General features: G+C 67.4%; 20 protein-coding genes and 2 pseudogenes. 10 read left to right on the top strand and 12 right to left on the bottom strand.

The genetic code is table 11. From position 1 onward, the window contains the following. Positions 1-579: 579 nt before the first annotated feature. Positions 580-3,111, bottom strand: coding sequence for an adenosylcobalamin-dependent ribonucleoside-diphosphate reductase (locus tag WT16_RS25965; RefSeq protein WP_015603878.1), 2,532 nt, complete (start codon positions 3,109-3,111; stop codon positions 580-582). A gap of 418 nt (positions 3,112-3,529) precedes the next feature. Between WT16_RS25965 and WT16_RS25960 the strand changes: the two genes are divergently transcribed. Beyond that, positions 3,530-3,976 (top strand): PACE efflux transporter, encoded by a 447-nt coding sequence (locus WT16_RS25960; RefSeq protein ID WP_015603745.1) that lies wholly within the window; start codon positions 3,530-3,532, stop codon positions 3,974-3,976. Between the two features lie 167 nt (positions 3,977-4,143). On the opposite strand, the gene WT16_RS25955 is transcribed toward WT16_RS25960, so the two are convergent. The 11 genes from WT16_RS25955 to WT16_RS25905 form a co-directional block, all read right to left on the bottom strand. After that, positions 4,144-5,019 carry an ABC transporter permease gene (locus WT16_RS25955; RefSeq protein WP_063534541.1) on the bottom strand — a complete coding sequence of 292 codons (876 nt, stop codon included), beginning with the start codon at positions 5,017-5,019 and terminating at the stop codon, positions 4,144-4,146. Then, on the bottom strand, positions 5,012-6,202 hold the full coding sequence (locus WT16_RS25950) for an ABC transporter substrate-binding protein (protein WP_063534540.1): 1,191 nt from the start codon (positions 6,200-6,202) through the stop codon (positions 5,012-5,014). Before WT16_RS25950 ends, WT16_RS25955 begins: the two co-directional genes overlap by 8 nt. 27 nt (positions 6,203-6,229) lie before the next feature. After that, positions 6,230-7,030, bottom strand: a complete 801-nt coding sequence (locus WT16_RS25945; RefSeq protein ID WP_063534539.1) for an ABC transporter ATP-binding protein — start codon at positions 7,028-7,030, stop codon at positions 6,230-6,232. Further along, positions 7,027-8,142 (bottom strand): acyl-CoA dehydrogenase family protein, encoded by a 1,116-nt coding sequence (locus WT16_RS25940; RefSeq protein ID WP_063534538.1) that lies wholly within the window; start codon positions 8,140-8,142, stop codon positions 7,027-7,029. The genes WT16_RS25945 and WT16_RS25940 overlap by 4 nt, the downstream gene beginning before the upstream one ends. Further along, entirely contained in the window at positions 8,115-8,681 is a 567-nt protein-coding gene (locus tag WT16_RS25935; RefSeq protein WP_015603753.1) for a carboxymuconolactone decarboxylase family protein, read from the bottom strand. Before WT16_RS25935 ends, WT16_RS25940 begins: the two co-directional genes overlap by 28 nt. A gap of 122 nt (positions 8,682-8,803) precedes the next feature. Further along, positions 8,804-9,793 carry an AraC family transcriptional regulator gene (locus tag WT16_RS25930; RefSeq protein WP_063534537.1) on the bottom strand — a complete coding sequence of 330 codons (990 nt, stop codon included), beginning with the start codon at positions 9,791-9,793 and terminating at the stop codon, positions 8,804-8,806. A gap of 226 nt (positions 9,794-10,019) precedes the next feature. Beyond that, the gene (gene groL, locus WT16_RS25925; protein WP_015603836.1) at positions 10,020-11,660 is read right to left on the bottom strand and encodes a chaperonin GroEL; all 1,641 of its coding nucleotides are present in this window, start codon (positions 11,658-11,660) and stop codon (positions 10,020-10,022) included. A 32-nt stretch (positions 11,661-11,692) separates the two neighbouring features. Continuing rightward, positions 11,693-11,983 carry a co-chaperone GroES gene (groES, locus tag WT16_RS25920; protein WP_004525505.1) on the bottom strand — a complete coding sequence of 97 codons (291 nt, stop codon included), beginning with the start codon at positions 11,981-11,983 and terminating at the stop codon, positions 11,693-11,695. 212 nt (positions 11,984-12,195) lie between these two features. Beyond that, the gene (gene speB, locus WT16_RS25915; RefSeq protein WP_015602593.1) at positions 12,196-13,158 is read right to left on the bottom strand and encodes an agmatinase; all 963 of its coding nucleotides are present in this window, start codon (positions 13,156-13,158) and stop codon (positions 12,196-12,198) included. Between the two features lie 133 nt (positions 13,159-13,291). Then, positions 13,292-14,782 carry an aldehyde dehydrogenase gene (locus tag WT16_RS25910; RefSeq protein ID WP_063534536.1) on the bottom strand — a complete coding sequence of 497 codons (1,491 nt, stop codon included), beginning with the start codon at positions 14,780-14,782 and terminating at the stop codon, positions 13,292-13,294. Positions 14,783-14,898: 116 nt separating this feature from the next. Next, positions 14,899-15,450 carry a cupin domain-containing protein gene (locus WT16_RS25905; RefSeq protein ID WP_015603327.1) on the bottom strand — a complete coding sequence of 184 codons (552 nt, stop codon included), beginning with the start codon at positions 15,448-15,450 and terminating at the stop codon, positions 14,899-14,901. Positions 15,451-15,498: 48 nt separating this feature from the next. Between WT16_RS25905 and WT16_RS35725 the strand changes: the two are divergent. The 9 genes and pseudogenes from WT16_RS35725 to WT16_RS25865 all read left to right on the top strand — a co-directional run. Beyond that, a pseudogene (locus tag WT16_RS35725) lies at positions 15,499-15,582 on the top strand (chemotaxis protein); the annotation flags it as partial. Between the two features lie 299 nt (positions 15,583-15,881). Beyond that, positions 15,882-16,085, top strand: coding sequence for a hypothetical protein (locus WT16_RS35225; RefSeq protein ID WP_230479360.1), 204 nt, complete (start codon positions 15,882-15,884; stop codon positions 16,083-16,085). 306 nt (positions 16,086-16,391) lie between these two features. Beyond that, a complete protein-coding gene (locus tag WT16_RS25895; RefSeq protein WP_063534535.1) occupies positions 16,392-17,189 on the top strand; it encodes a gamma-glutamyl-gamma-aminobutyrate hydrolase family protein in 798 nt (265 codons plus the stop codon). Between the two features lie 26 nt (positions 17,190-17,215). After that, positions 17,216-18,550, top strand: coding sequence for a glutamine synthetase family protein (locus WT16_RS25890; RefSeq protein ID WP_006028528.1), 1,335 nt, complete (start codon positions 17,216-17,218; stop codon positions 18,548-18,550). A 34-nt stretch (positions 18,551-18,584) separates the two neighbouring features. Continuing rightward, entirely contained in the window at positions 18,585-20,024 is a 1,440-nt protein-coding gene (locus tag WT16_RS25885) for an aspartate aminotransferase family protein (protein ID WP_063534534.1), read from the top strand. Between the two features lie 67 nt (positions 20,025-20,091). Then, a complete protein-coding gene (locus WT16_RS25880; protein WP_043283059.1) occupies positions 20,092-21,213 on the top strand; it encodes a polyamine ABC transporter substrate-binding protein in 1,122 nt (373 codons plus the stop codon). 289 nt (positions 21,214-21,502) lie between these two features. After that, a pseudogene (potA, locus tag WT16_RS25875) lies at positions 21,503-22,582 on the top strand (polyamine ABC transporter ATP-binding protein); the annotation flags it as partial. After that, positions 22,579-23,559, top strand: coding sequence for an ABC transporter permease subunit (locus tag WT16_RS25870; RefSeq protein ID WP_015603585.1), 981 nt, complete (start codon positions 22,579-22,581; stop codon positions 23,557-23,559). The pseudogene potA and the gene WT16_RS25870, both read left to right, overlap by 4 nt. Then, positions 23,556-24,485, top strand: coding sequence for an ABC transporter permease subunit (locus tag WT16_RS25865; RefSeq protein ID WP_015604027.1), 930 nt, complete (start codon positions 23,556-23,558; stop codon positions 24,483-24,485). Before WT16_RS25870 ends, WT16_RS25865 begins: the two co-directional genes overlap by 4 nt. The last annotated feature ends 30 nt before the right edge of the window (positions 24,486-24,515 follow it).

Here is a 24,515-nt window from a genome sequence, read left to right as displayed (position 1 = left end):
AATGAATCGGCTTTCATTAAAAACAACTTCCGGCTCATTCCGGCTCATGTTGAGCGCGCAATGTTAAAAACAAATTTCAAAAAAATAAAGCGCTTTCTGAATACCCCGCCATAAACAGTTGGTTATTCAACCCAACTCCATCTGAGCCCCGACCCCTCCGCCTTTCCATGATTTTCTCTGCCCAATCAAAAGGATCGGCAACATCGTTTTATGCGGCATAAATATTTTCAGCCTGATTCTCGCGGACCCCTTGACATTTCAGATATGAAAATAAATCCAGCCATATTTTTAAACCGCCATTTTCAATTTCCCGCATTGAATCGGATTTCGGCCATATGCGACGGCGGCGTGATTCGGACTCTGTTCGGCATGCCGCGATGTATATCGCCGGATCGGCGAGTCGCGCGCGGCAGCGTCACGCCATCCGTCGCCCGGCGTGCACGGTGGCGCAAGCGGGCATGGCCCGTATGGATGCGAGGAATCGAGCGGAAGGAAAGAAGGCGGGATTGGGAAGTCTGATGGGCGCGCGCCGCCGGCTTCGTCGCCGGCGCGCGCACGAGCGGACGACCGCTCAACCGCTCAACCGCACGCGCCGATCTCGCCGCACGCGGTGCAGAAATCGCAGCCGTCCTTGCGAATCACTGCGTTCGCGCCGCACGAATTGCATTTGCGGCCGAACATCGTGCGCAACTCGCCGGCGCTGTGCGACGCCGCGGCCGTCTCGTCATCGCTTTCGCCGCTCGCCGCCCCGGTCTCGGCCGCGAGCATTGCGGCAACCGCATGCAAATCCGCGCCGCCGCGCGGCAGTTTCGCGAGCAGCCGCGACGGCACCTGGTTGCCCTCCGCGTCAAGAAAGCCGCGGCGATGCAGGATCTGCTGGATCGCATAGCTGAGCGCGGCGACTTCGGAATCGTGCCACAGCGGAATGCGCCGGCCGTCGAGCCGCTGCGTCTCGCCGAGCCGCACCTGCCCGCGGTCCCACGACACCTTGCGCAGATCCTGCAGATTGCGCGCGACGAAGCCGCCGCGCGCGGCGAGCGACAGCGAGCGCATCGTCGCCGTGATCCATTGCTGCGATTCGTCGCGCTGGCCGACCGGAATGAAGAACTCGATCGGCCGCTCGATCGTCACTTCGTCGCCGCCGATGCGCCCCGTCACCTCCATGAACGACACCGCGACATACAGCGACTTCTTGCCGAGCTGCGTCAGGTATTCGACCTTCTCGATCACCGCCGGCAGCTCCCCCTTCGGCCGGTGGTCGATCGCGATGCGCAGCGGATCGAGATCCGCCTCCTCGAGCGTGTCGTCGGGCTCGGACGTGTGGAGCACCGCGCCGAGCGTCTCGTTCGGGCGATACGTCGCGAGCCCCTTCAGCCCGCTCTTCCATGCGTCGAAGTAAAGGCTCTCGAAATCGTCGAACGGATAGTCGGCGGGCACGTTGACCGTCTTCGAGATCGACGTGTCAATGTACGGCTGCACGGCCGCCATCATCGCGAGGTGGTCGTGCGCGGACATCTGCAGCGCGCTGACGAAACAGTCGGGCAGCGCGTCGACGTCGCCGCCCAGCTCGCGATACAGCCGGTACGCGTAATCCTCCACCGCGAACGTCTGCCGGCTGCCGTCCGCCATGATCTTCGTGCGCTGATACGTCCACGAGAACGCGGGCTCGATGCCGTTCGACGCGTTGTCCGCGAACGCAAGGCTCACGGTGCCCGTCGGCGCGATCGACAGCAGATGGCTGTTGCGGATGCCGTCGCGGCGAATCGCCTCCTGAATGTCGTCCGGCAGCCGCGACGCGAACGTGCCTTCCTCCAGATACCGGCTCGCGTCGAAGAGGGCAAACGCGCCGCGCTCGCGCGCGAGCTCGACCGACGCGCGATACGCGGCGTCGCGCATCTCGCGCCCGACGCGCGCGGCGAAATCGCGCCCTTCCTGCGTGTCGTAACGCAGGCCGAGCATCACGAGCGCGTCGCCGAGGCCCGTGAAGCCGATGCCGATCCGCCGCTTCTGCTCCGCTTCGCGGCGCTGCTCCGGCAGCGGCCAGAGCGTCACGTCGAGCACGTCGTCGAGAAAGCGAACCTGCGTGCGCGTGCGCTCGGCGAGCGCGTCCCAGTCGAACGCGCTTGCGCCGCCGTCCAACTGCGCGAACGGATCGATCACGAAGCGCGTGAGGTTCAGCGGCCCGAGATTGCAGCAGCCATACGCGGGCAGCGGCTGCTCGCCGCACGGATTCGTCGCACGAATCGACTCGATCGCGCGCAGGTTGTTGTCGTCGTTCATCTTCGAGATGAACACGACGCCCGGCTCGGCGACATCGTACGTCGAGCGCATGATCTTGTCCCAGATCGCACGCGCGCGCCTTTCCGCGTAGACCCACATTCCGTCGTCGCGCCGATGCAGATCGCCCGCCGCGCGCAGCGCGGGGGACGGCTCCGCGCGATGCACGAGCTGCCACGGCAGGTCCTGCTCGACCGCGTTCATGAACGCGTCGGTCACCGCGACCGAGATGTTGAAGTTGTTCCAGCGCCCCTTCGAATGCTTCGCCTCGATGAATTCGAGCAGGTCCGGATGATCGCAATCGAGCACCGCCATCTGCGCGCCGCGCCGCGCGCCCGCGCTCTCGACCGTGCGGCACGACGCGTCGAACACATCGATGTAGCTGCACGGCCCGGACGCGCTCGAGCCCGTCGAATGCACGTATGCGCCGCGCGGCCGGATCGCCGAGAAGTTGTAGCCGACCCCGCCGCCGCGCCGCATCGTCTCCGCCGCCTGCAGCAGCGCGACGTAGATGCCGGGCAGCCCGCGCTCGTCGACGCCCTGGATGCAGTCGCCGACCGGCTGCACGAAGCAGTTGATCAGCGTCGCCGCGATCGGGCTGCCCGCCGCACTCATGATCCGGCCCGCGCCGAGCGCGCCGCGCTGCAGATGCTCGACGAAGCGCGCCTCGATCTCGTCGCGCAATTCGGGCGGCTCCGCCTGCGCGATGCCGCGCGCGACGCGACGGTAGATGTCGTCGACCGTCTGCTCGTCGCCCTTCGCATATTTTTCCAGCAGCACGTCGATCGAGAATTGTTGGGGAGCGAGATGGAACTCGGTTGAGATGGTCGCCATGAACAGCCTCTCTACGGCAATGCGCGTGGATGATCGGGCTCGACACTATAGCCGCGGATGTGGCGGCCGAGAGCGGCGCGTCGCCGCATGCGACGACCATACCGCAGCGGCCATTTCGCCGCAATCGGCGGCGCGCGGCGATCGCATGAAACTACGGCCGGGTCAATGAAACGGAAGGCCGGTCAGAGGGGGAAGATCGGGCCGGCGGCCCGGCGGGCGCTGCCGCGCAAGGAGCAACCGGACAACCAGGGAAGCAAGATGCTTGCCGCTGCGCAACATGCGTGCGGCGCACGGCTGGAAGGCAATCGCGCGCCGAATTCGGTATCCTCTGTCTCGATCGCTTCGTCAGATCATTCGCGTCGCCCTCGACTCCACGTCGAACACGGCCTATCCGACATCCCCGGTTCCACACTCCGCCATGCAAGGGTTCAAGAGAAAAATCGTCTACGTCACATGCTTCGAGCTGATCGCCATCGCGATCACCACGACCGGATTTTCGCTGCTCACCGGCCAGGCCCCGACGCACGCGAGCATCGCGGCAGTCGCTTCTTCGGCGATCGCGGTGGTCTGGAATCTGGCCTACAACACCGCGTTCGAATGGTGGGAAGCCCGCCAGACCCGGCGGGGCCGCGGCTTGCTGCGCCGCGTCGCGCACGCGGCCGGTTTCGAGGCCGGGCTGGTCGTCATGCTGGTGCCGCTGTTCGCGTGGTGGCTCGACGTTTCGCTGTGGCAGGCGTTCGTGCTGGATCTGGGCCTGATCGCCTTCTTCCTCGCGTACACGTTCGCGTTCAATCTCGCATTCGATCGCCTGTTCGGGCTGCCGGCGTCGGCGCAGCCCGCGCCTTCGGAGGCTTCGTCGGGCTGACGCGGACCGGCCGTACACGATAGGCGCGCGCCATGCGCGGCCGGCACGACGGTTAATGCGCCGGCGCATCGGCGCTGCGGCACATCAATGCGCCAGACAGCGCGGCCCCTGGAAGCGGTCCGCGATCACGCGTCCCGCCGAGCCGCCACGCCGCGTATTGCTCCGCATCAACCGCTCGCGCTCGTCCAGCGGGCGAGCGCGGCCCGCGCGAGCGCATCGAGCGCGAGCCCGATCGCGCCGATCACGACGATCACCGCCGCGAGTTCCGGATACGCGAGCCGGTCGCGCGTATCGAGCACCAGATAGCCGAGCCCCGCGCTCACGCCGAGCATCTCGGCCGGCACGAGCACGATCCACAGCACGCCGATCGCGAGCCGCATGCCGCCCAGCACCGACGCGGTGATCGCCGGCAGCACGACGTGCCACGCGAGCTCGGCGCGCGTCGCGGCGAGGCTCTCGCCAAGTTCGAGCCAGCGCCGGTCGATCTGCGCAACGCCGGACGCCGTGCTCATCAGGATCGGCCAGAGCGCGGCGAACGCGAGCAAAAAGCAGATCGAGCGCTCGCCGATGCCGAACGACATCACCGCGACCGGCATCCACGACAGCGGCGAGATCATCCGCAGCAACTGGAACGTCGGTGACAGCAGCGCGTCGAGCCATTTCACGCGCCCGATCAGCAGCCCGAGCGGCACGCCGAGCGCGAGCGCGATGCCAAGGCCCGTCGCGACGCGCATGACGCTCACGCGCACGTGCATGCCGAGGCGCTCGTCGCGCAGCAGCGCGGGCACGCTGTCGAGCGCGCGCTCCGGCGCGAACAGCCGGGCGGGCGATTGCGGGCCGGCGAGCCAGTGCGTCGCCGCCCACCAGAGCGCGATCGCGCCGGCGATGCCCGCGGCCCCGATCGCCGCATCGCGCAGCCCGCGCGCGAGCGATGGGCCGCGGGCATCGGCGGAGACCGCGGCAACCTGCGGCGCCGCGCCGTGCTCGCGATGAGCGAGCGCGCCGCCGCGCGCCGGCGCGCGCCGAATCGATGCGTCAGACAACGATCGTCTCCTCGCGCGTGAACGATTCGGGCAGCCCGAACGCCGCCAGGCCGCCGACGGCCGCGATGCTCTTTCTGACAAACCGCGCATCGACGAGCTCGCTCGCGGCGCGCGCCGGATCGAGCCGCTCGAGGAAGCGCGCATCGCCGTCCATTGCGGTGCGCTTCAGGCGCCGCACGAGCTCTTCGGTGTAGCTCGGGAACGGATACGGCTGGAAATCGATCCGCTTCTCGCGCCAGTCCGCATGCCGGATCGCGCCGCGCGCGCGGTAATCGGCGTCGAGCGCCGCCGACGGCGCGAGCACGCGCGACAGCGTCTGCACCGGATGCGGCGTGTAATGCTGCGCGCCCTCCTTCGACAGCAGCCGCGCGGTTTCGTCCGGATGCGTGCGCGCCCAGAGCTGCGCCTTCACGATCGCGTCGACGACCTTCTGCGACCACTGCGGCCGCTCGTTCAGATCCTGCTCGTGCATGAACACGACGCAACATGCATGGTTCTTCCATACGTCGCCGGTGAAGCGCAGGATCTTGCCGATCTTCATCAGCTCGACCGCCGCGTTGAACGGCTCCGCGACGATGTAGCCCGCGATCTGTCCGGCCGCGAGCGCGGGCGGCATGTCGGCGGGCGCCATCACGACGAGGTTCACTTCGTTCGCCGCTACGTTGCCCGTGCGCTTGAGCGCCGGCGCGAGCCCGTTCTCGCGCAGCAGATGCTGCAGCACGACGTTGTGGATCGAATACCAGAACGGCACCGCGACGGTCTTGCCGCCGAGCCCGCGGACCTCGTCGATCGCGGGCGCGACCGTCAGCGCCGAGCCGTTCACGTGATTCCACGCGACGACCTTCGCCGGCACGCCGCTACCGTAGCGCGCCCACACCGTCATCGGCGACAGCAGATGCACGACGTTGACCTGCCCGGACAGGAACGCCTCGACGAGCTGCGCCCAGCTTCGCAACAGCCGCGGCTTCTCGGCCGCGACGCCCGCCGCGTCGAAATAGCCGTTGTGATGCGCGACGAGGAGCGGTGCGGCGTCGGTGATCGGCAGATAGCCGATGCGCACCGGCGCGTCGGGCTCCGTCGCCGCGCGCGCCGCGCGTTGCGCAAGCAGCGGCATCGCCGCCGCGCTCGTGAACAGCGCGGCGAGCTTCAGCCATTCACGGCGGGTGATCGGTACTTCGCACATCGTCGGTTGGTTCCTCGAATGAAAAAATCAGGCAGCGGAATGCGCATCGCTCGCACGCGCGCGCCCCGCGGCTTCCGGTGCGTCGCGCAGCGCGCGCAACGTGCGGTGGATCTCGATGCGCAGCGAAGCGACGCGCTCGAGCGCCGCGTCGCGCGGCGCAATCGACCACACGCCCGCGGTCCCGCCGCGCCCGTCGAGCAGCACGATCCGGTCGGCGACGCGCAGTGCTTCGTCGATGTCGTGCGTGACGAGCACGGTCGCCGCGCGCGTGTCGGCGGCGACGCGCAGCAGCAGGTCCTGCATGTCCATGCGCGTCGCGGCGTCGAGCGCGCCGAACGGCTCGTCGAGCAGCAGCACCTGCGGCTGCCGCGCGATCGCGCGCGCGAGCGCGACCCGCTGCGCCATTCCGCCCGACAGTTGCGCCGGAGCGTGGCCGCGCGCGTGCGCGAGCCCGACTTCGTCGATCGCCCACGCGACGCGGCGCGCGCGTTCGTCGCGCGACAGGCGCGGCTGCCGCTTGAAGTCGAGCCCGAATGCGACGTTGCGCTCGACCGACAGCCACGGCAGCAGGCTCGCTTCCTGGAACATCAGCACGACGTGCGGATGCGGCCCGTCGAGAGGGCGGCCCGCGATCTCGACCGAGCCGGACGCGGGCTCGCGCAGGCCGGCCAGCACGCGCAACAGGCTCGATTTGCCCGCGCCGCTCGCGCCCAGCACCGCGACCCGCTCGCCCTCGCCCACGGCGAGATCGAAGCGGTCGAGCACGGGCGGCCGCGCCGCGCCGTAGCCGAACGTCAGCGCGCGAGCGTCGAGGCGTGGCGAGCTCATGCAGCGTCTCGCGCCGCGTGTTTCGCGAGCTCGCTCTTCAACTGCACGAGGCTCGGCGTGACGACCGGCACGAACGCGGCCTCGCGCCAGCGGCGCTCGAAGCCGTTGTCCGCGCCGTCGCACCGCACGTAGGCGCGGCCGCCGCTCGCCTGCAGCTCGAGCTGCACGGCCGTCTGCGCGAGCTCGGCAAGCGCGATCCGGATCTCGAAGAGCCGTGCGCGCTGCGCGCCGAACGCGCCGTCGCGCAGGCCGGCGACGAGCCGCTCGACGTTCGCGTCGAGCGCGTCGCTCGCGGCGGCGATTTCCGCGTCGAGAATGCGCCGCGTGGCGCCCGCCGAGCAGCGCGCCTCGTCGAGCGAGCGGCTCGCGAGCCCGATCGCCATCGCGCATTGCATCGCGAGGAACGCGGGACGCACGGCGGGCAGGAACGCGTGCGCATCGTCGTGGATGCGCCAGCGCGCGTCGAGCGCGACGTCGTCGAAGCGCAGCGCCGCCGTGTTGCTGCCGCGCAGCGCGATCAGATCGAGGTCGCCGCTTCTCGCGACGCCGGGCGCATCGTCGCGCACCGCGAAGATCGACGCGGCGCGCCCTTCGTGCGCGGCCGCGACCGCGACGAGCGCGCCGCCCGGGCGCACGTTCGTCACCCACGGCAGCGCGCCGTTCAGCCGCCATGCTTCGGAAGACGAAGGATCGGGCGTCGCGTCGAGCTGCAGCGATTCGATCCCCTGAAGGTGCTTCATCGCGTTCGACAGGCCGGTCGCGCCCGCCGCTTCGCCGCTCAGCAGCGCCGGCAGCCAGCTCGCGCGCAGCTCGGCATTCGGGCTGCGCAGCAGATATTCGATGAACGTGCGCTGCGCCCAGCACACGAATGCGGCCGTCAGCGAATGGCGCGCGAGCGCGGCGATCGTCGCGACCGCGTCGACGACGTCGCCCGCCGCGCCGTCGCGCTCGGGCACGCCCGCGCGGAAAGCGCCCGCGGCCGCCAGGCGCGGCATGAGCTGCTGCTTCGTTTCGGTCGATATGTCGAGCGACGCCGCGTGCGCGTCGAGCCATTCGGTCAATGCCGGATCGAGTGCGATCCGGGTCAGGCGGTTTGCGTGCGAGGTTCCCATCGGTAGGCGGCCAGTTCAGGATTCAGTTCGTTCTGCGCGAGGTTGTTCGCGAAATTGCAGAGCGTCGCGAGACTCACGCCGAGCACGACCTCGAGCGCGTTCGCGCGCGTGAAGCCCGCCGCGATAAACGCGTCGAGCTGCGCGTCGCCAACCGCGCCGCGCGTCGCGATCACCGCGCGCGTGAACGTCGCGACGGCCGCGAGGCGCGCATCGGCGGGCGGCTCGCCCGCGCGCAGCGCGTCGACGTCCCGCTGCGGCACGTGCGCCTTCTTCAGCGCGACCGCGGTATGCCCGGCGACGCAAAAGCCGCAGCCGTGCGTCGCGGCAGCCGTGATCTGCACCGCCTCGCGCTCCGCGAGCGCAAGGCCGCTGCGGCCGTTGATCTCGGCGACGGTCAGATACGTTTCGAGCGCCGTGGGCGCATTCGCGAGCGATGCGACGAGGTTCGGCAGGAAGCCGTTGTGGTTCAGCGTCCGGGTCAGATACGGCACGCTCGCTTCGGGCGCGTCGCTCGGCGTGAGAAGAGGAAGGCGGCTCATCTGAGGCTCCTAGTGGAATGCCTCATTGTCCGAAGCGCGCGATCGGCGGGCAATGCGCGAAAGTCTGCGAGTGCTGCGAATTCGTCCACGCATGCGAAGCGGCGAGCGCGGCGGCGAAGCGCTCAATGCAGCGCCGCGTTCGCTCCCGGCGCGCGCGCGACAGCGCCGCCGCGCAGCGGGGCATCGGCCTGCCCGCGCCGGTACGCGCCCGGCTGCAGGCCGACGATCCGCTTGAACGCATGCGCGAACGCCGATTCCGACTGATAGCCGACCCATTGCGCGACGCGCGCGATCGCCTCACCCTGCCGCAGCATCTCGGCCGCGATCCTCATCCGGATCAGCGTGACGAATTGCGCGGGCGGCTGCCCGCATGCGTCGACGAAGCGCTTGTAGAACGCCGCGCGCGACATGTGCGCGAACGCCGCCATCGCATCGGTCGTCCACGGCTCGCCGGGCCGATCGATGACGGCCGCGATCAGGCTCGCGAAATCGGCGCGGCGCATCAGCGGCGCAAGGCCGCTCGCGAGCGAATCGTCGTCCACCGCGTCGCGCACCGCGTAGAAGAACAGCAGCTCGGTCAAACGCGCGATCAACGGCGACGGCTCGTCGAACGAGCCGGGCTTCGCGGCCTCCGCGCGAATCAGGCCGACGATCGCGTGGATCTGCCCGGCCGCCGCGCTGCCGCGCCGCACGACGAGGCAATCGGGCAGATACGACGCGATCCAGTCGCTCGCGCCGCTGCGGAACGCGAGAAAGCCGCACGCGAGGCCGACCGCACCCGGCACGCCGGGCTCGAAGCGTTGCATCGCCGAAGGCGTCGCGCGCGCGGCGTCGCGCGCGCGGGCGGGCGGCGCCGGCTCGGAAGTCAGCGCGTGCGGAACGTCGCGCATCAGGAATATCGCGTCGCCTTCGGCGAGCGGCACGCTCGCGCGGCCGTCGCCGAAATGCAGCCAGCAGCGGCCGTCCAGCACGACGTGGAAGCTCGCCTTCGCGCGCCCGGCCGTCGACGCGCGCCAGCCGTCGCCGCAATATTGGCCGACGTGGAAGATCGAGCTGACGGGCTCGAGGCTCGACAGCAGCCAGTGAATGATCTTGTCCGTATGCGAGCGCATGCGCGGCGTCCCCGGTCGTGTCGTGTTGGTCGAATGCGATGGTAATCGCATTACGGTAACGGCTTCGCGACGGCAGACGAACCAACGTTTCGTTGGACGCTTATGAGCGATGGAAATAAACGGGGCGCGGCGGGCGTCGAACGGACCGCTCGATGCCCGCCGCGCGAGGGCGCTTCGGTTCGTCGTATGACGCTTCGCCATCCACGCCTGCGCTACACGCTCACGCTCAGAAGTCGAAGCCCGGACCGCCCGCGCCCGGCACGCCCGCCGGCTGGGCGGGCGGCGCGTCCTTCGGCGCTTCGTGAACCGTTGCATCGGTCGTCAGCAGCAGGCCCGCGATCGACGCCGCGTTCTGCAGCGCGGTGCGCGTGACCTTCGTCGGATCGAGCACGCCCGATTCGACGAGGTCGCCGTATTCGCCCGTCGCCGCGTTGTAGCCGTAGTTGCCCTTGCCGGCCGCGACCGTCGCGACGACGACGCTCGCCTCCTCGCCCGCGTTCGCGACGATCTGGCGCAGCGGCTCCTCGAGCGCGCGCAACACGATGCTGATGCCCGCCTTCTGATCGGCATTCGCGCCCGCGAGCTCCGCGATCGCCTGCTTCACGCGAATCAGCGCGACGCCGCCGCCCGGCACGATGCCTTCCTCGACAGCCGCGCGCGTCGCGTGCAGCGCGTCGTCCACGCGGTCCTTCTTCTCCTTGACCTCGACTTCGGTCGCGCCGCCGACCTTGATCACCGCGACGCCGCCCGCAAGCTTCGCGACGCGCTCCTGCAGCTTCTCGCGATCGTAGTCGGACGTCGCATCGGCGATCTGCGCGCGGATCTGCTTCACGCGCGCCTCGATGTTCGCCTTGTCGCCCGCGCCGTCGATCAGCGTCGTGCTCTCCTTGCCGACCTCGATGCGCTTCGCGCGGCCGAGCTCCTGCAGCGTCGCCTTTTCGAGCGTGAGGCCCGTTTCCTCGGCGATCACCTGGCCGCCCGCAAGGATCGCGATGTCCTCGAGCAGCGCCTTGCGGCGGTCGCCGAAGCCCGGCGCCTTGACCGCGACGGTCTTCAGGATGCCGCGGATGTTGTTGACGACGAGCGTCGCGAGCGCTTCGCCCTCGACGTCCTCCGCGATGATGAGAAGCGGCCGGCCCGCCTTCGCGACCTGCTCGAGCACCGGCAGCAGATCGCGAATGTTCGAGATCTTCTTGTCGTGCAGCAGGATGAACGGCTCGTCGAGCACCGCGAGCTGGCGGTCGGGATTGTTGATGAAGTACGGCGACAGGTAGCCGCGATCGAACTGCAGCCCTTCGACCACGTCGAGCTCGTCGGCAAGCGACTTGCCGTCCTCGACGGTGATCACGCCTTCCTTGCCGACGCGGTCGATCGCCTCGGCGATCCGCTGGCCGATCGATTCCTCGCCGTTCGCCGAGATCGTCGCGACCTGCGCGATCTCCCTGCTCGTCGTCGTCGGCTTGCTGATCTTCTTCAGCTCGTCGACCGCGGCGGCCACCGCCTTGTCGATGCCGCGCTTCAGATCGAGCGGATTCAGGCCCGCGGCGACGTACTTCTGCCCTTCGCGCACGATCGCCTGCGCGAGCACGGTCGCGGTCGTCGTGCCGTCGCCCGCCGCGTCGCTCGTCTTCGACGCGACCTCCTTCACGAGTTGCGCGCCGATGTTCTGCACTTTGTCCGCAAGCTCGATTTCCTTCGCGACCGACACGCCGTCCTTCGTGACGACGGGCGAGCCGAAGCTGCGCTCGAGCACGACATTGCGGCCTTTCGGGCCGAGCGTGACCTTCACTGCGTTCGCGAGCAGATTGACGCCTTCGACGAGCTTCGTGCGCGCGCCGTCGTGAAAAATGATTTCTTTCGCTGCCATGATTCGGCGCTCCTTATCGGACCGGTATCGGATCAGGAATGAACGACTGCGACGATGTCTTCCTCGCGCAGCACCAGCAGTTCGTTGCCGTCGACCTTCACGGACTGCCCGGCGTACTTGCCGAACAGCACGCGCTCGCCGACCTTCACGTCGGGCTCGACGCGCTTGCCGTCGGCGTCGCGCCGGCCGGGGCCGACCGCGACGATCTCGCCCTGATCGGGCTTTTCGGCCGCGCTGTCGGGAATCACGATGCCGGATGCGGTCTTGGTTTCCTGATCGAGTCGCTTGACGATGACGCGATCGTGTAGCGGACGTAGGCTCATGCTCACGTTTCCTTATCGAAGTCGTTGGCACTCGGGCTCGGTGAGTGCCAATCAGGTGTCGAGTATAGAAACGCGCGCCCAAACGCTCCAATAACGGATTCGCACAAACTTATCGGGGAAAACGCATTAGCCGCGGCGTCGGGTTCGGCCGGTCCGCCGCCGGCGCGGCCCTCGCCGCGCGTGCGCAAGCAAGGGCCCGCCGACACGGCCCGTCAGCGCGCGCCCACCTTGCGCTGCCGCCACAGGCACAGCAGATCGCACGCGACATGCGCGGCCGCGATCGCGGTGATCTCGCTGTGGTCGTAAGCCGGCGCGACCTCGACGACATCCGCGCCGATCAGGTTCACGCCGCCGAGACCGCGCACGATCGCGAGCGCCTGCGCGGACGACAGCCCGCCCGCGACCGGCGTGCCCGTGCCCGGCGCGAACGCGGGATCGAGGCAGTCGATGTCGAACGTCAGATACGCGGGCCCGCCGCCGACGATCGACGCGATGCGCCCGGCCGTCGCGCGCGGCCCGTGCTCGTGCACCCACGCGGCGTCGAGCACGTCGATGCCGAGATAGTCGTCGTTCCACGTGCGGATGCCGATCTGCACCGACGTCCGCGGATCGATCAGCCCCTCGTCGACCGCCTTGTAGAACATCGTGCCGTGATTGAGGCTGTCCGGCTCGTCGTCGGCCCATGTGTCGCAATGCGCGTCGAAATGAATCAGCGACAGCGGCTTGCCGACCTTCTGCGCATGCGCGATCAGCAGCGGATACGTGATGTAGTGATCGCCGCCCAACGTCAGCATCTTCGCGCCCGATTGCAGGATCGTCCGGGCGTGCTCGACGATCGCGGGCTTGATCGAGAGCGGATTGTGCGCGTCGAACCAGCAGTCGCCGTAGTCGATCACCGCGAGATCGTCGAACGGATCGAATCCCCAGGGATACGGATGCAGCTCAGCAAGCTGCACGCTCGCCGCGCGCACCGCGGCGGGGCCCAGGCGCGCGCCGGAGCGGAACGTCGTCGCGAGGTCGAGCGGCACGCCGGACACGACGACGTCGACGCCGCCGAGATCGCGCGTGTAGTTGCGTCGCATGAACGACAGCACGCCCGCGTAAGTGTTTTCGATCGAGGAACCGTAGACGGATGGACGGCGGATCGCGCCGTCGCCGTGGAGCGTTTCATTCATGGAATGACCCGATGGAGGGACCGGCCCGCTCGCGATGCGGCTCCCGAAAAAGAGGCGAGCAGGCCGGCGGCCGGATTCATTGGGAACGCGGCGACGCGTTGCGCGCGCGCCGCCGCGCTGGCTTGCGAATCCTTTAGCGCAGCCGCACGAGCGTCGACTTCAGCTCGGTGTACTTCTCCAGTGCGTGCAACGACTTGTCGCGGCCGTTGCCCGATTGCTTGTAGCCGCCGAACGGGAAGTTCATGTCGCCCCCTTCGTCGTAGCAGTTGACCCAGACGGTGCCCGCGCGCAGCCGGCGCGCGACGTCGTGCGCGGTCGTCAGGTTCGCGGTCCACACGGCCGCGCCGAGCCCGTATTCGCTGTCGTTCGCGATCCTCACCGCTTCGTCGACCGAATCGAATGTGATCACCGACAGCACCGGCCCGAAGATTTCCTCGCGCGCGATCTTCGTGTCGGGCGCCGTGTCGAACACGGTCGGCTCGATGTAGAAGCCGCCGCTCGCTTCGTTCACGCGCGCGCCGCCGAGCAACAGCTTCGCTTCGGCGCGGCCCGTCTCGATATAGCCGAGCACGCGCTCGAGCTGGATCGCGTCGACGATCGCGCCCATCGATACGTCCGGATCGAGCGGATTGCCGGGCTTGTATGCGCGCGCCGCGGCGACGAGCTTTGCGAGAAACGCATCCTTGATGTCGCGATGCACGAGCAGGCGCGAGCCCGCCGTGCACATCTCGCCCATGTTGTAGAAGATCGCGCCCGCCGCCGCCTTCGCCGCGCGGTCGAGATCCGGGCAGTCGGGCAGCACGATGTTCGGCGATTTCCCGCCGAGCTCCAGCCAGACGCGCTTCAGGTTCGATTGCCCCGCATACTGCATGATCAGCTTGCCGACGCCCGTCGAGCCCGTGAACGCGAGACAGTCGACGTCGCGATGCAGCGCGAGCAGCTTGCCAGGCTCGCCGCCGCCCGGCACGACGTTGAACACGCCGGCCGGAATCCCCGCCTCGTGCGCGAGCTGCGCGACCCTGATCGCCGTGAGCGGCGATTTCTCGGACGGCTTGAGCACGACGCTGTTGCCCGCGGCGAGCGCCGGCCCGAACTTCCACGATGCCATCAGGATCGGGAAATTCCACGGCACGACCGCGGCGACCACGCCGAGCGGCTCGCGCGTGACGAGGCCGACGAGATGATGATCGGCCGGCACCACTTCGCCGCCGACCTTGTCGATCGCCTCCGCGAACCACTCGACGCAGTACGCGGCGCCCGGCACGTCGACCGTCGTCGTGTCGCCGATCGGCTTGCCCGCATCGAGCGTCTCGAGCAGCGACAACTCGTCGAGATGCGCGCGCATCAGCGCCGCCCAGCGCAGCAGGATCGCCTTGCGCTCGCGCGGGTTCAGCCCCGCCCACGCCTGTTCGTCGAACGCGCGCCGGGCGGCGGCCACCGCCGCGTCGACGTCGGCCGCGCCGCAGTCGGCGACCTTCGCGAGCACGCGGCCGTCGATCGGGCTCACGCAATCGAACGTCTTGCCGCCGTGCGCGCCGCGATACGCGCCGTCGATGAATGCGCGCCCCTCGATCGCGAGCGTCGCGGCCTTGTCCTGCCAATAAGCCAAAGTGGTCTTGTCCATCGGAATAGCCTCATGGAGTGGGATTCGCCGCGCGTCGTGACGTCTGGGCCATGCGTGACATAGCGGCGCTGCGTGCCCGCGGCGCGCGGTCGGCGGCGAATCGCGTTGGCGCGTCGTCAGAAGGTGGGCGGCGAATTCGCCGACACGACCTCGCAGACCTGTTCCGCGCTGGGATTGCGAAAACGGTGCGGCAAGCGGCTCTCGAAGTAATAGCTGTCTCCGGGGTCGAGCAGCCACGTCGTGCCGTCGACGGTCAGCTCGATCTGCCCCGATACGACCACGCCGCCCTCGTGCCCCGCATGAGTGAGCATTTCCGGCCCGGTGTCGGCAAGCGGCCGATAGACCTCGCGCATGATGCACATGTTGCGGTCCTTGACGCCCGAGCCCGCCAGATAGAAGCCGATCGTCTCGTTGCCGAGATTCGGCATCCCGGCGCGCCGCGAGACGACGGAGCGATTCTCGCCGACCTCGAACGTGAAGAACTCCGCGAGGCTCATCGGAATGCACTCGAGCAATTTCTTCAGCGATCCTACCGAAGGACTGACGCGGTTCTGCTCGATCAGCGAGATGGTGCCGTTCGTGACGCCCGCGCGCTTCGCGAGCTCGCGTTGCGACAGGCCGTACTTCATGCGCACGTGGCGCAGACGAGTGGCGACTTCAGTGGACATCGATAGGGATTCCGACACGATTGTTGAGCGTCGACGACCGACGATTGCGTGGCACGAGTGTCGAATATTCTAATCACTTTCAGCCGTTTTCTGCCCGGGAAAACCCTGCAAGGCGTTCGAAATATTGCACGCCGCCGCACGCTTCCGTTTACGCAGGATAACGGCCCTTCACCGAGAAAAACGCATCGCTTCGTATTTTTGAAAAATATTTGACGCCGTTTTTGGCTCGTATATGCTGATCCACAGGTCGGCGTCATGTCATCGTCATGTTGCGGTGCATTTCAGACGGTATCCGAAATTTACATCGCGTTGACGATCCTGCCGCCGGACCGATGCCCCGATTGATTAAACGCCGGATGCGTTCGATGAACCGGGGTGTTCAAAACTTTCAACGTCACCAGTCGAGTGTAATCGTGAGAGTCCGTGGCCCTCTGGTAAGGTGGGATCGAAGACATGCGGCGAGCATCCCGCATGACGTCGCCCTCTCCGACGGCAGCAGCGGCGCGCTTGTTCCTCGCCTGCTTCCGTCCGTATTCACCATCCTGTCCCGTCGCTCCGTGCGACGTCACAACGCCGTCTCCGCACGCGGCTACATCGCCGTGCACATCGACGAAGTCGCCTCGCTGCTGCCGTAGCGCCTCTCCTCCTGACGCTGTTCGCTCCGAACGCCAGTGCTGACGCCTGAACGGCGCAGCGGCCTGCCGCATCGTCGCGCGCGCGCTCGACCATCCCCGCTGCGCCGCGCGCTCGTGTTCGAGCAAGCGGAATCATTTTTCATCGCGCGCATGGCGATTGCCGGCTTGCGGCCGCCGCTCGCCCATCGCGCACACGCCTCATCGGCTTCACGCACTGCGCGACGCCGACGGGCCCGCTCACGCCTGCCGTATTGCGATTTTCGATGCGCGATTCGCAATCCGGGCATTCATCGAAACGTGAAACTCATGCAAAGCAAACCATTGGTCGGTATCACTGCGGATAAAAAAATGATGGGCGCGCATCCATCGCATATGGTCGTCGAGAAATACATCGCGGCCGTCGTCGACGGCGCCGATGCGCTCGCGATGCTCGTGCCGGCGCTCGGCGCGCGGCAGGCGGCGCGAGACGTGCTCGCCGCCGTCGACGGGCTGCTGTTGACCGGCAGCTACTCGAACGTGGAGCCGCATCGCTACGGCGGCGATCCGAGCGCGCCCGGCACGCTGCACGATCCCGCGCGCGACGAGACGACGCTGCCGCTCGTGCGCGCGGCGATCGACGCCGGCGTGCCGGTGCTCGCGATCTGCCGCGGCTTCCAGGAGTTGAACGTCGTGTTCGGCGGCACGCTGCATCAGCAAGTGCATGCGGTGGACGGATTCGACGATCACCGCGAGGACAAGGGCGACACGCTCGACGCGCAGTACGCGCCGGCGCACGCGATCCGCCTCGCGGCGGACGGGCTGTTGCAACGTCTGCTCGGCGGCGCGACGCACGCTCACGTGAATTCGCTGCACGGCCAGGGCATCGCGCAATTGGGCGCGGGCCTCGCGATCGAAGCGGTCGCGCCCGACGGGCTGATCGAAGCGGTTCGTGCGCCGCACGCGCGCGCGTTCGCGCTCGGCGTGCAATGGCATCCGGAGTGGAAGCACGCGGACGATCCGCTGTCCACCGCGATCTTCCGCGCATTCGGCGATTCATGCCGCGAACGGATGCGCGCCCGCATGCAGCACGACGCCCGGCCGCCGGCGCACGCGATCGACGCGTGACCCGACCCACTACAACGAGAACGATCATGCAAGACATCGACGAATTCCTGAAGAAGCACCGGATCACCGAAATCGAAGCGATCATCCCTGACATGGCGGGCATCGCGCGCGGCAAGATCATTCCGCGCAGCAAGTTCGAAACGGGCGAATCGATGCGCCTGCCGCAGGCGGTGATGATCCAGACCGTCACCGGCGACTACCCGGAAGACGGCAGCCTGACGGGCGTCACCGATCCCGACATGGTCTGCCTGCCCGACGCGTCGACGATCCGCCTGATTCCGTGGGCGATCGATCCGACCGCGCAGGTGATCCACGATTGCGTGCATTTCGACGGCACGCCCGTCGAAATCTCGCCGCGCCGCGTGCTGCGCCGCGTGCTCGAGCTTTACAAGGCGAAAGGCTGGAAACCCGTGATCGCACCGGAGCTCGAGTTCTATCTGGTCGACATGAACAAGGACCCGGACATCCCGCTCGCGCCGCCCATCGGCCGCACCGGGCGGCCGGAGACCGGGCGCCAGTCGTATTCGATCGAAGCGGTCAACGAGTTCGATCCGCTCTTCGAAGACATCTACGAATACTGCGAAGTGCAGGATCTCGAAGTCGACACGCTGATTCACGAAGTCGGCGCCGCGCAGATGGAGATCAACTTCCTGCACGGCGATCCGCTGAACCTCGCCGATCGCGTGTTCCTGTTCAAGCGCACCGTGCGCGAGGCGGCGCTGCGGCACCACATGTACGCGACGTTCATGGCGAAGCCGATGGAGAACGAGCCGGGCTCGGCGATGCACGTGCATCAGAGCATCGTCGACGAGCAGACCGGGCGCAACCTGTTCACCGCGGACGACGGCAGCCCGACCGACATGTTCTACGCGTACATCGCCGGGCAGCAGAAGTACACGCCCGCGCTGATGCCGATCTTCGCGCCGTACATCAACTCGTATCGGCGGCTCTCGCGCTTCATGGCCGCGCCGATCAACGTGCAGTGGGGCTACGACAACCGCACGGTCGGCTTCCGGATTCCGCATTCGTCGTCGGTGTCGCGCCGCATCGAGAACCGGATTCCGGGCGTCGACTGCAATCCGTATCTCGCGATCGCGGGCACGCTCGCGGCGGGCTACCTCGGCATGACGCGGCGCCTCGTGCCGACCGAGCCGCTCGTGAGCGACGGCTACAGCCTGCCGTATCAGCTACCGCGCAATCTCGAGGAGGGGCTCACGCTGATGGCCGCGTGCGAGCCGCTTGCCGAGATCCTCGGCGAGAAGTTCGTGAAAGCCTATCTCGCGTTGAAGGAAACCGAATACGAAGCGTTCTTCCGCGTGATCAGCTCGTGGGAACGCAAGCATCTGCTGCTGCACGTCTGAACGCGCACGCAGCCCATCCATCCAGGAGGAAACGATGAGCTACCGACTGAACAACGAATCCGCATGGGTCCAACCCGCCGCGCCCGCCGCCGGCGCGCACGCGCACGAGCGCCGCACGAGCGCCGAATACCGCGCGCTCGACGCCGCGCACCACATTCACCCGTTCTCGGACATGGGCTCGCTCAATCGCGCGGGCAGCCGCGTGATCGTGAGGGCCGAAGGCGTCCATCTGTGGGATTCCGACGGCAACAGGATCATCGACGGCATGGCCGGCCTCTGGTGCGTGAACGTCGGCTACGGCCGCGACGAGCTGATCGAGGCCGGCAGCCGCCAGTTGCGCGAGCTGCCGTTCTACAACACGTTCTTCAAGACCACGCATCCGCCCGTCATCGAGCTGTCCGCGCTGCTCGCGGAAATCGCGCCGCCGGCGTTCAACCGCTTCTTCTATTGCAACAGCGGCTCCGAGGGCAACGACACGGTGCTGCGCATCGCGCATCAGTACTGGCGCACGCAGAACCGCCCGCAGAAGAAGTTCGTGATCTCGCGCAGCAACGGCTATCACGGCTCGACGATCGCGGGCGCGACGCTCGGCGGCATGAGCTACATGCACGAGCAGATGCCGTCGAAGGTCGAGCACGTCGTCCACATCGATCAGCCTTATTACTTCGGCGAAGCGGGCGAGGGACAGACGCCCGAGGCGTTCGGGCTCGAACGCGCGCGGCAGCTCGAAGCGAAGATCCTCGAGCTCGGCGCGGAGAACGTCGCGGCGTTCATCGGCGAGCCGTTCCAGGGCGCGGGCGGCGTGATCTTCCCGCCGTCGACGTACTGGCCCGAGATCGAGCGGATCTGCCGCCAGTACGACGTGCTGCTCATCGCGGACGAAGTGATCGGCGGCTTCGGGCGCACCGGCGAATGGTTCGCGCATCGGCACTTCGGCTTCGAGCCGGATCTGATGACGCTCGCCAAGGGCCTGACGAGCGGCTACGTGCCGATGGGGGCCGTCGCGCTATCGGACTGGATCGCCGACGCGCTGATCGCGCACGGCGAGTTCAACCACGGGATGACGTACTCGGGGCATCCGGTTGCGGCGGCGGTGGCCGTCGCGAATCTGAAGGTGCTGCGCGACGAACGGATCGTCGAGCGCGTGAAGACCGATACCGGTCCCTACTTCCAGCAGTTGCTGCGCGAGACGTTCGCGAACCATCCGATCGTCGGCGAGATCGCGGGCGCGGGGCTCGTCGCGGGCATCCAGCTCGCGCGCGAGCCGGGCGCGCGCAAGCGCTTCGAGAACGGCGGCGAAGTCGGCACGATCTGCCGCGACTACTGCTTCAACGGCAACCTGATCATGCGCGCGACGGGCGACCGGATGCTGCTGTCGCCGCCGCTCGTGGTCTCGAAGCCCGAAATCGACGAGATCGTGTCGAAAGCGAAGAAAGCGATCGATGCGACCGCGCAGCAACTGGGCCTTTCCTAACGGCATTGCCAATCGGGCGGGTGGCGCGCGGGCGCCGCGCGCCCACCTTCATCATCAGGGGAACAACATGAGTGTGAGCCATCTTCGTCATGCGGTCGCGCGCGCTGCGCTCGTCGCGCTCGCCGGCGCGTCGGCGCTGGCCGCACCGGCCGCGCAAGCGGTCGGCGCCGAGCTGAACGTCTACAACTGGTCAGACTACATCGCGAAGGACACGATCCCGAACTTCGAGAAGCAATCGGGCATCCACGTCAAATACGACAACTACGACAGCGACGACACGCTGCAGGCGAAGCTGCTCGCGGGCAGCTCCGGCTACGACATCGTCGTGCCGACGTCGAACTACATGGCCAAGCAGATTCAGGCGGGCGTCTACCAGAAGCTCGACAAATCGAAGCTGCCGAACCTGTCGAACCTCGATCCGACGCTGATGAAGATGATCGCCGACGCAGATCCGGGCAACCAGTACGGCGTGCCGTGGGCGTTCGGCACCGACGGCGTCGGCTACAACGTGCAGGCGGTGAAGAAGGCGCTCGGCGAGAACGCGCCCGTCGACAGTTGGGCGCTCGTGCTCGATCCGGCGAACGTGTCGAAGCTCAAGGGCTGCGGCGTGTCGTTCCTCGATCAGGCGGTCGACGTGTTCGCCGCGACGCTGCAATACATGGGCAGGAATCCGAACAGCACGAACCCGGCCGACTACCAGGCGGCGTTCGACGTGCTGAAGAAAGTCCGCCCGTACATCACGCAGTTCAACTCGTCCGGCTACATCAACGATCTCGCGAACAACGACGTGTGCGTCGCGCTCGGCTGGTCGGGCGACGTCGGCATCGCGCATCGGCGCTCGGCCGAAGCGAAGCGCCCGTACGACATCAAGTTCACGAATCCGAAGGAAGGCGGCCTGCTGTGGTTCGACGTGATGGTGATCCCGAAGGATGCGCCGCACGCGGAAGCCGCACTGAAATGGATCAACTACATCGAGGACCCGAAGGTCAACGCAGCGATCACGAACGAAGTGTTCTATCCGACCGCGAACCGCGCGGCGCGCCAGTTCGTCGCGCCCGCCGTCGCGCAGGACCCGACCGTCTACCCGCCCGAAGACGTGCTGAAGAAGATGACGCTGATGCGGCCGATGCCCGCCGACATCCTGCGGCTCGAAAACCGTCTGTGGGCGCAACTGAAGACGGGACACTGATCACGAGCGATTCCGGCGCGCGGCAATCGCTCGATTGCCGCGCGCCCCAAGCAAGCAATCCGGCGGCGGCGCGTTCGGCCTGAAGTTCAGCCTGAAGTTCAGCCCGAAACGCCCGGCGCCTCGATTCCCGGTCGCAGTCCCCCCGCGATTCGCCTTGTGCGCGTCGCGCGGGAGCGCTCATGCCTGCGATCCCCAAACGAAGGATGGCTACTTCATGAAATCGACGCCTTCAATCGACACCGCGCAACTGGCGCGTCCCCCGGTCGCCACGCCGGCCGGAACGAACGAGTTCGTCCGCATCGAGAACGTCGTGAAAAAATTCGGAGACAGCACCGCCGTCGACAACGTCAATCTGTCGATCGCGAAAAACGAGCTGTTCGCGCTGCTCGGCAGCTCTGGCTGCGGCAAGTCCACGCTGCTGCGGATGCTCGCCGGGCTCGAGACGGCCACGTCCGGGCGCATCTTCGTCGACGGCGAGGATCTCGCGGCGCTGCCGCCGTATCGGCGGCCCGTCAACATGATGTTCCAGTCGTACGCGCTCTTCCCGCACATGAGCGTCGAGTCGAACGTCGCGTTCGGCCTGAAGCAGGAAGGCACGCCGAAGCAGGAGATCCGAGAGCGCGTCGCCGACGCGCTGAACCTCGTGCAGATGGGCCGCTACGCGCAGCGCAAGCCGCATCAGCTCTCGGGCGGCCAGCAGCAGCGCGTCGCGCTCGCGCGCTCGCTCGTCAAGCGGCCGAAGCTGCTGCTGCTCGACGAGCCGATGTCCGCGCTCGACAAGAAGATCCGCCAGAAGACGCAGCTCGAGCTCGTCAACATCATCGAGAAGGTCGACGTGACCTGCGTGATGGTCACGCACGATCAGGAAGAGGCGATGACGATGGCAAGCCGCCTCGCGGTGATGAGCGAAGGCCGGATCGTGCAGATCGGCACGCCGAGCCAGGTCTACGAATTCCCGAACAGCCGCTTCTCGGCCGAATTCATCGGCTCGACGAACCTGTTCGAGGGCGTCGTCGTCGAGGACGAGCCCGATCACATCTTCGTCGAAAGCGAGGATCTCGAAGCGCGGATGTACGTGAGCCACGGCGTCACGGGCCCGCTCGGGATGCCGGTCGGCATCTCGGTGCGGCCGGAGCGCGTGCGCGTGTCGCGCGAGAAGCCGGCCGAGCCGCACAACTGGGCGCGCGGCGTCGTCACCGACGTCGCGTACATGGGCAGCTATTCGCTGTACCACGTGCGCCTGCCGAGCGGCAAGACGGTCATGTCCAATCTTTCGAGCTCGCACCTGATGCAGGACGGTGCGCCCGCGTACAACGACGACGTGTTCGTCTCCTGGTCGCCCGCAAGCGGCGTGGTGCTCACGCAATGAGAACGTCTCCCTCCTCCTCCCTCGCGGCGGCTACGCCCGCCGCCCGCGGCGCGGCGCCCGTGCGCGCGCGCGTCGCGCGCCTCGCGGCGCGCTTCACGCCGTCTGGCCGCGGCGTCGCGATCGGCGTGCCGTTCCTGTGGCTCGCGCTGTTCTTCGCATTGCCGTTCGTGCTCGTGCTGAAGATCAGCTTCGCCGATCAGGTGATGGGCATCCCGCCGTACACGGCGCTGATGAGCGTCAAGGACGGCGCGGTGCAATTCGCGCTGCAGCTCGGCCATTACGCGTTCCTGCTGCAGGACAGCCTCTATGTCGCGACCTATGTCAGCTCACTGAAGATGGCCGCGGTCTCGACGCTCCTGTGCCTGCTGATCGGCTATCCGATGGCGTACTACATCGCGCGCTCCGCGCCCGCGACGCGCAACCTGCTGATGATGGGCGTGATGCTGCCGTTCTGGACGTCGTTCCTGATCCGCGTCTACGCATGGATCGGCATCCTGAAGGACGATGGCCTGCTGAATCACGCGCTGATCGCGATCGGCCTGATCCACTCGCCGCTGCGCCTCTATCACACCGATGCGGGCGTCTACATCGGGATGGTCTATTCGTACCTGCCGTTCATGGTGATGCCGCTCTACGCGCACCTCGTGAAGATGGACCTCACGCTGCTCGAGGCCGCCTACGACCTCGGCGCGAAGCCCTGGGTCGCGTTCACGCGGATCACGCTGCCGCTGTCGAAGAACGGAATCATCGCGGGCAGCCTGCTCGTGTTCATTCCCGCCGTCGGCGAATACGTGATCCCGGAGCTGCTCGGCGGCGCCGACACGCTGATGATCGGCCGCGTGATGTGGGACGAGTTCTTCAACAACATGGACTGGCCGATGGCCTCCGCGGTGACGGTCGCGATGGTGCTGCTGCTCCTCGTGCCGATGGCCGTGTTCCAGTACTACCAGGTGAAGGAGCTGGAGGACGCGAAATGATCAAGCCCAACAAGCCGCTTTCCGCCGGCGTGCTGACGCTCGGCTTCCTGTTCCTCTACATCCCGATCGTGAGCCTCGTCGTCTATTCGTTTAACGAATCGAAGCTCGTCACGGTCTGGTCCGGCTTCTCGCTGAAGTGGTACGCGGCGCTCCGGCAGGACGACGAGCTGCTGACGAGCGCTTGGCTATCGCTGAAGATCGGCCTTTTGACCGCGTTCGCCTCCGTGTTCATCGGCACGTGGGCGGGCTTCGTGCTCGCGCGCTTCGGACGCTTTCGCGGCTTCACGCTGTACACCGGGATGATCAACGCGCCGCTCGTGATTCCCGAAGTGATCCAGGGGATCTCGCTGTTGCTGCTGTTCGTCGCGCTCGAGCAGATGCTCGGCTGGCCCAGGGGGCGCGGGATGGTGACGATCTGGATCGGTCACGTGATGCTGTGCGTGTCGTACGTCGCGATCATCGTGCAGTCGCGCGTCAAGGAGCTGAACAAGTCGCTCGAAGAAGCGGCGCTCGATCTCGGCGCGACGCCGCTCAAGGTGTTCTTCGTGATCACGCTGCCGCTGATCTCGCAGGCGCTGCTGTCCGGCTGGCTGCTGTCGTTCACGCTGTCGATCGACGATCTCGTGCTGTCCGCGTTCCTGTCCGGCCCAGGCTCGACGACGCTGCCGCTCGTTGTGTTCTCGCGCGTGCGTCTCGGCCTGAATCCCGAAATGAACGCGCTCGCGACGCTCTTCATCACCGCGGTGACGATCGGCGTGATCGTCGTCAACCAGATGATGCTGAGCCGCGAGCGCCGACGCGCGCGCGACATGCGCCAGGCGTTCGCGCAGCCCGCGCCGTCCGACTCGCCCGAATCCGACGCGGCCGGCGGCGCGCCGCGCGCGCCGCAAACCGCGGCGACGCGCAAATCGCTCGGCACGGCCTGACGACGCCCCGCTCGCCCGAATGCGCATCGA

This window comes from Burkholderia sp. MSMB1589WGS, from assembly GCF_001636105.1.
GTDB classification, from domain to species: Bacteria; Pseudomonadota; Gammaproteobacteria; order Burkholderiales; family Burkholderiaceae; genus Burkholderia; species Burkholderia humptydooensis.
The sequence above is the reverse complement of the archived record's forward strand: the minus strand, read 5'-3'. Positions and strand labels throughout refer to the sequence as shown.

Bases quoted from the DNA above. Each gene is read 5' to 3' on its own strand.
- WT16_RS25870 (WP_015603585.1), top strand. From the start codon at position 22,579: ATGAGAACGTCTCCCTCCTCCTCCCTCGCGGCGGCTACGCCCGCCGCC.
- WT16_RS25935 (WP_015603753.1), bottom strand. From the start codon at position 8,681: ATGAGCCGCCTTCCTCTTCTCACGCCGAGCGACGCGCCCGAAGCGAGC.
- WT16_RS25965 (WP_015603878.1), bottom strand. From the start codon at position 3,111: ATGGCGACCATCTCAACCGAGTTCCATCTCGCTCCCCAACAATTCTCG.
- WT16_RS25890 (WP_006028528.1), top strand. From the start codon at position 17,216: ATGCAAGACATCGACGAATTCCTGAAGAAGCACCGGATCACCGAAATC.
- WT16_RS25940 (WP_063534538.1), bottom strand. From the start codon at position 8,142: ATGGGAACCTCGCACGCAAACCGCCTGACCCGGATCGCACTCGATCCG.
- WT16_RS25865 (WP_015604027.1), top strand. From the start codon at position 23,556: ATGATCAAGCCCAACAAGCCGCTTTCCGCCGGCGTGCTGACGCTCGGC.
- WT16_RS25950 (WP_063534540.1), bottom strand. From the start codon at position 6,202: ATGTGCGAAGTACCGATCACCCGCCGTGAATGGCTGAAGCTCGCCGCG.
- WT16_RS25960 (WP_015603745.1), top strand. From the start codon at position 3,530: ATGCAAGGGTTCAAGAGAAAAATCGTCTACGTCACATGCTTCGAGCTG.
- groL (WP_015603836.1), bottom strand. From the start codon at position 11,660: ATGGCAGCGAAAGAAATCATTTTTCACGACGGCGCGCGCACGAAGCTC.
- WT16_RS25945 (WP_063534539.1), bottom strand. From the start codon at position 7,030: ATGAGCTCGCCACGCCTCGACGCTCGCGCGCTGACGTTCGGCTACGGC.
- WT16_RS25895 (WP_063534535.1), top strand. From the start codon at position 16,392: ATGCAAAGCAAACCATTGGTCGGTATCACTGCGGATAAAAAAATGATG.
- WT16_RS25910 (WP_063534536.1), bottom strand. From the start codon at position 14,782: ATGGACAAGACCACTTTGGCTTATTGGCAGGACAAGGCCGCGACGCTC.
- WT16_RS25930 (WP_063534537.1), bottom strand. From the start codon at position 9,793: ATGCGCTCGCATACGGACAAGATCATTCACTGGCTGCTGTCGAGCCTC.
- speB (WP_015602593.1), bottom strand. From the start codon at position 13,158: ATGAATGAAACGCTCCACGGCGACGGCGCGATCCGCCGTCCATCCGTC.
- WT16_RS25880 (WP_043283059.1), top strand. From the start codon at position 20,092: ATGAGTGTGAGCCATCTTCGTCATGCGGTCGCGCGCGCTGCGCTCGTC.
- WT16_RS25905 (WP_015603327.1), bottom strand. From the start codon at position 15,450: ATGTCCACTGAAGTCGCCACTCGTCTGCGCCACGTGCGCATGAAGTAC.
- groES (WP_004525505.1), bottom strand. From the start codon at position 11,983: ATGAGCCTACGTCCGCTACACGATCGCGTCATCGTCAAGCGACTCGAT.
- WT16_RS25885 (WP_063534534.1), top strand. From the start codon at position 18,585: ATGAGCTACCGACTGAACAACGAATCCGCATGGGTCCAACCCGCCGCG.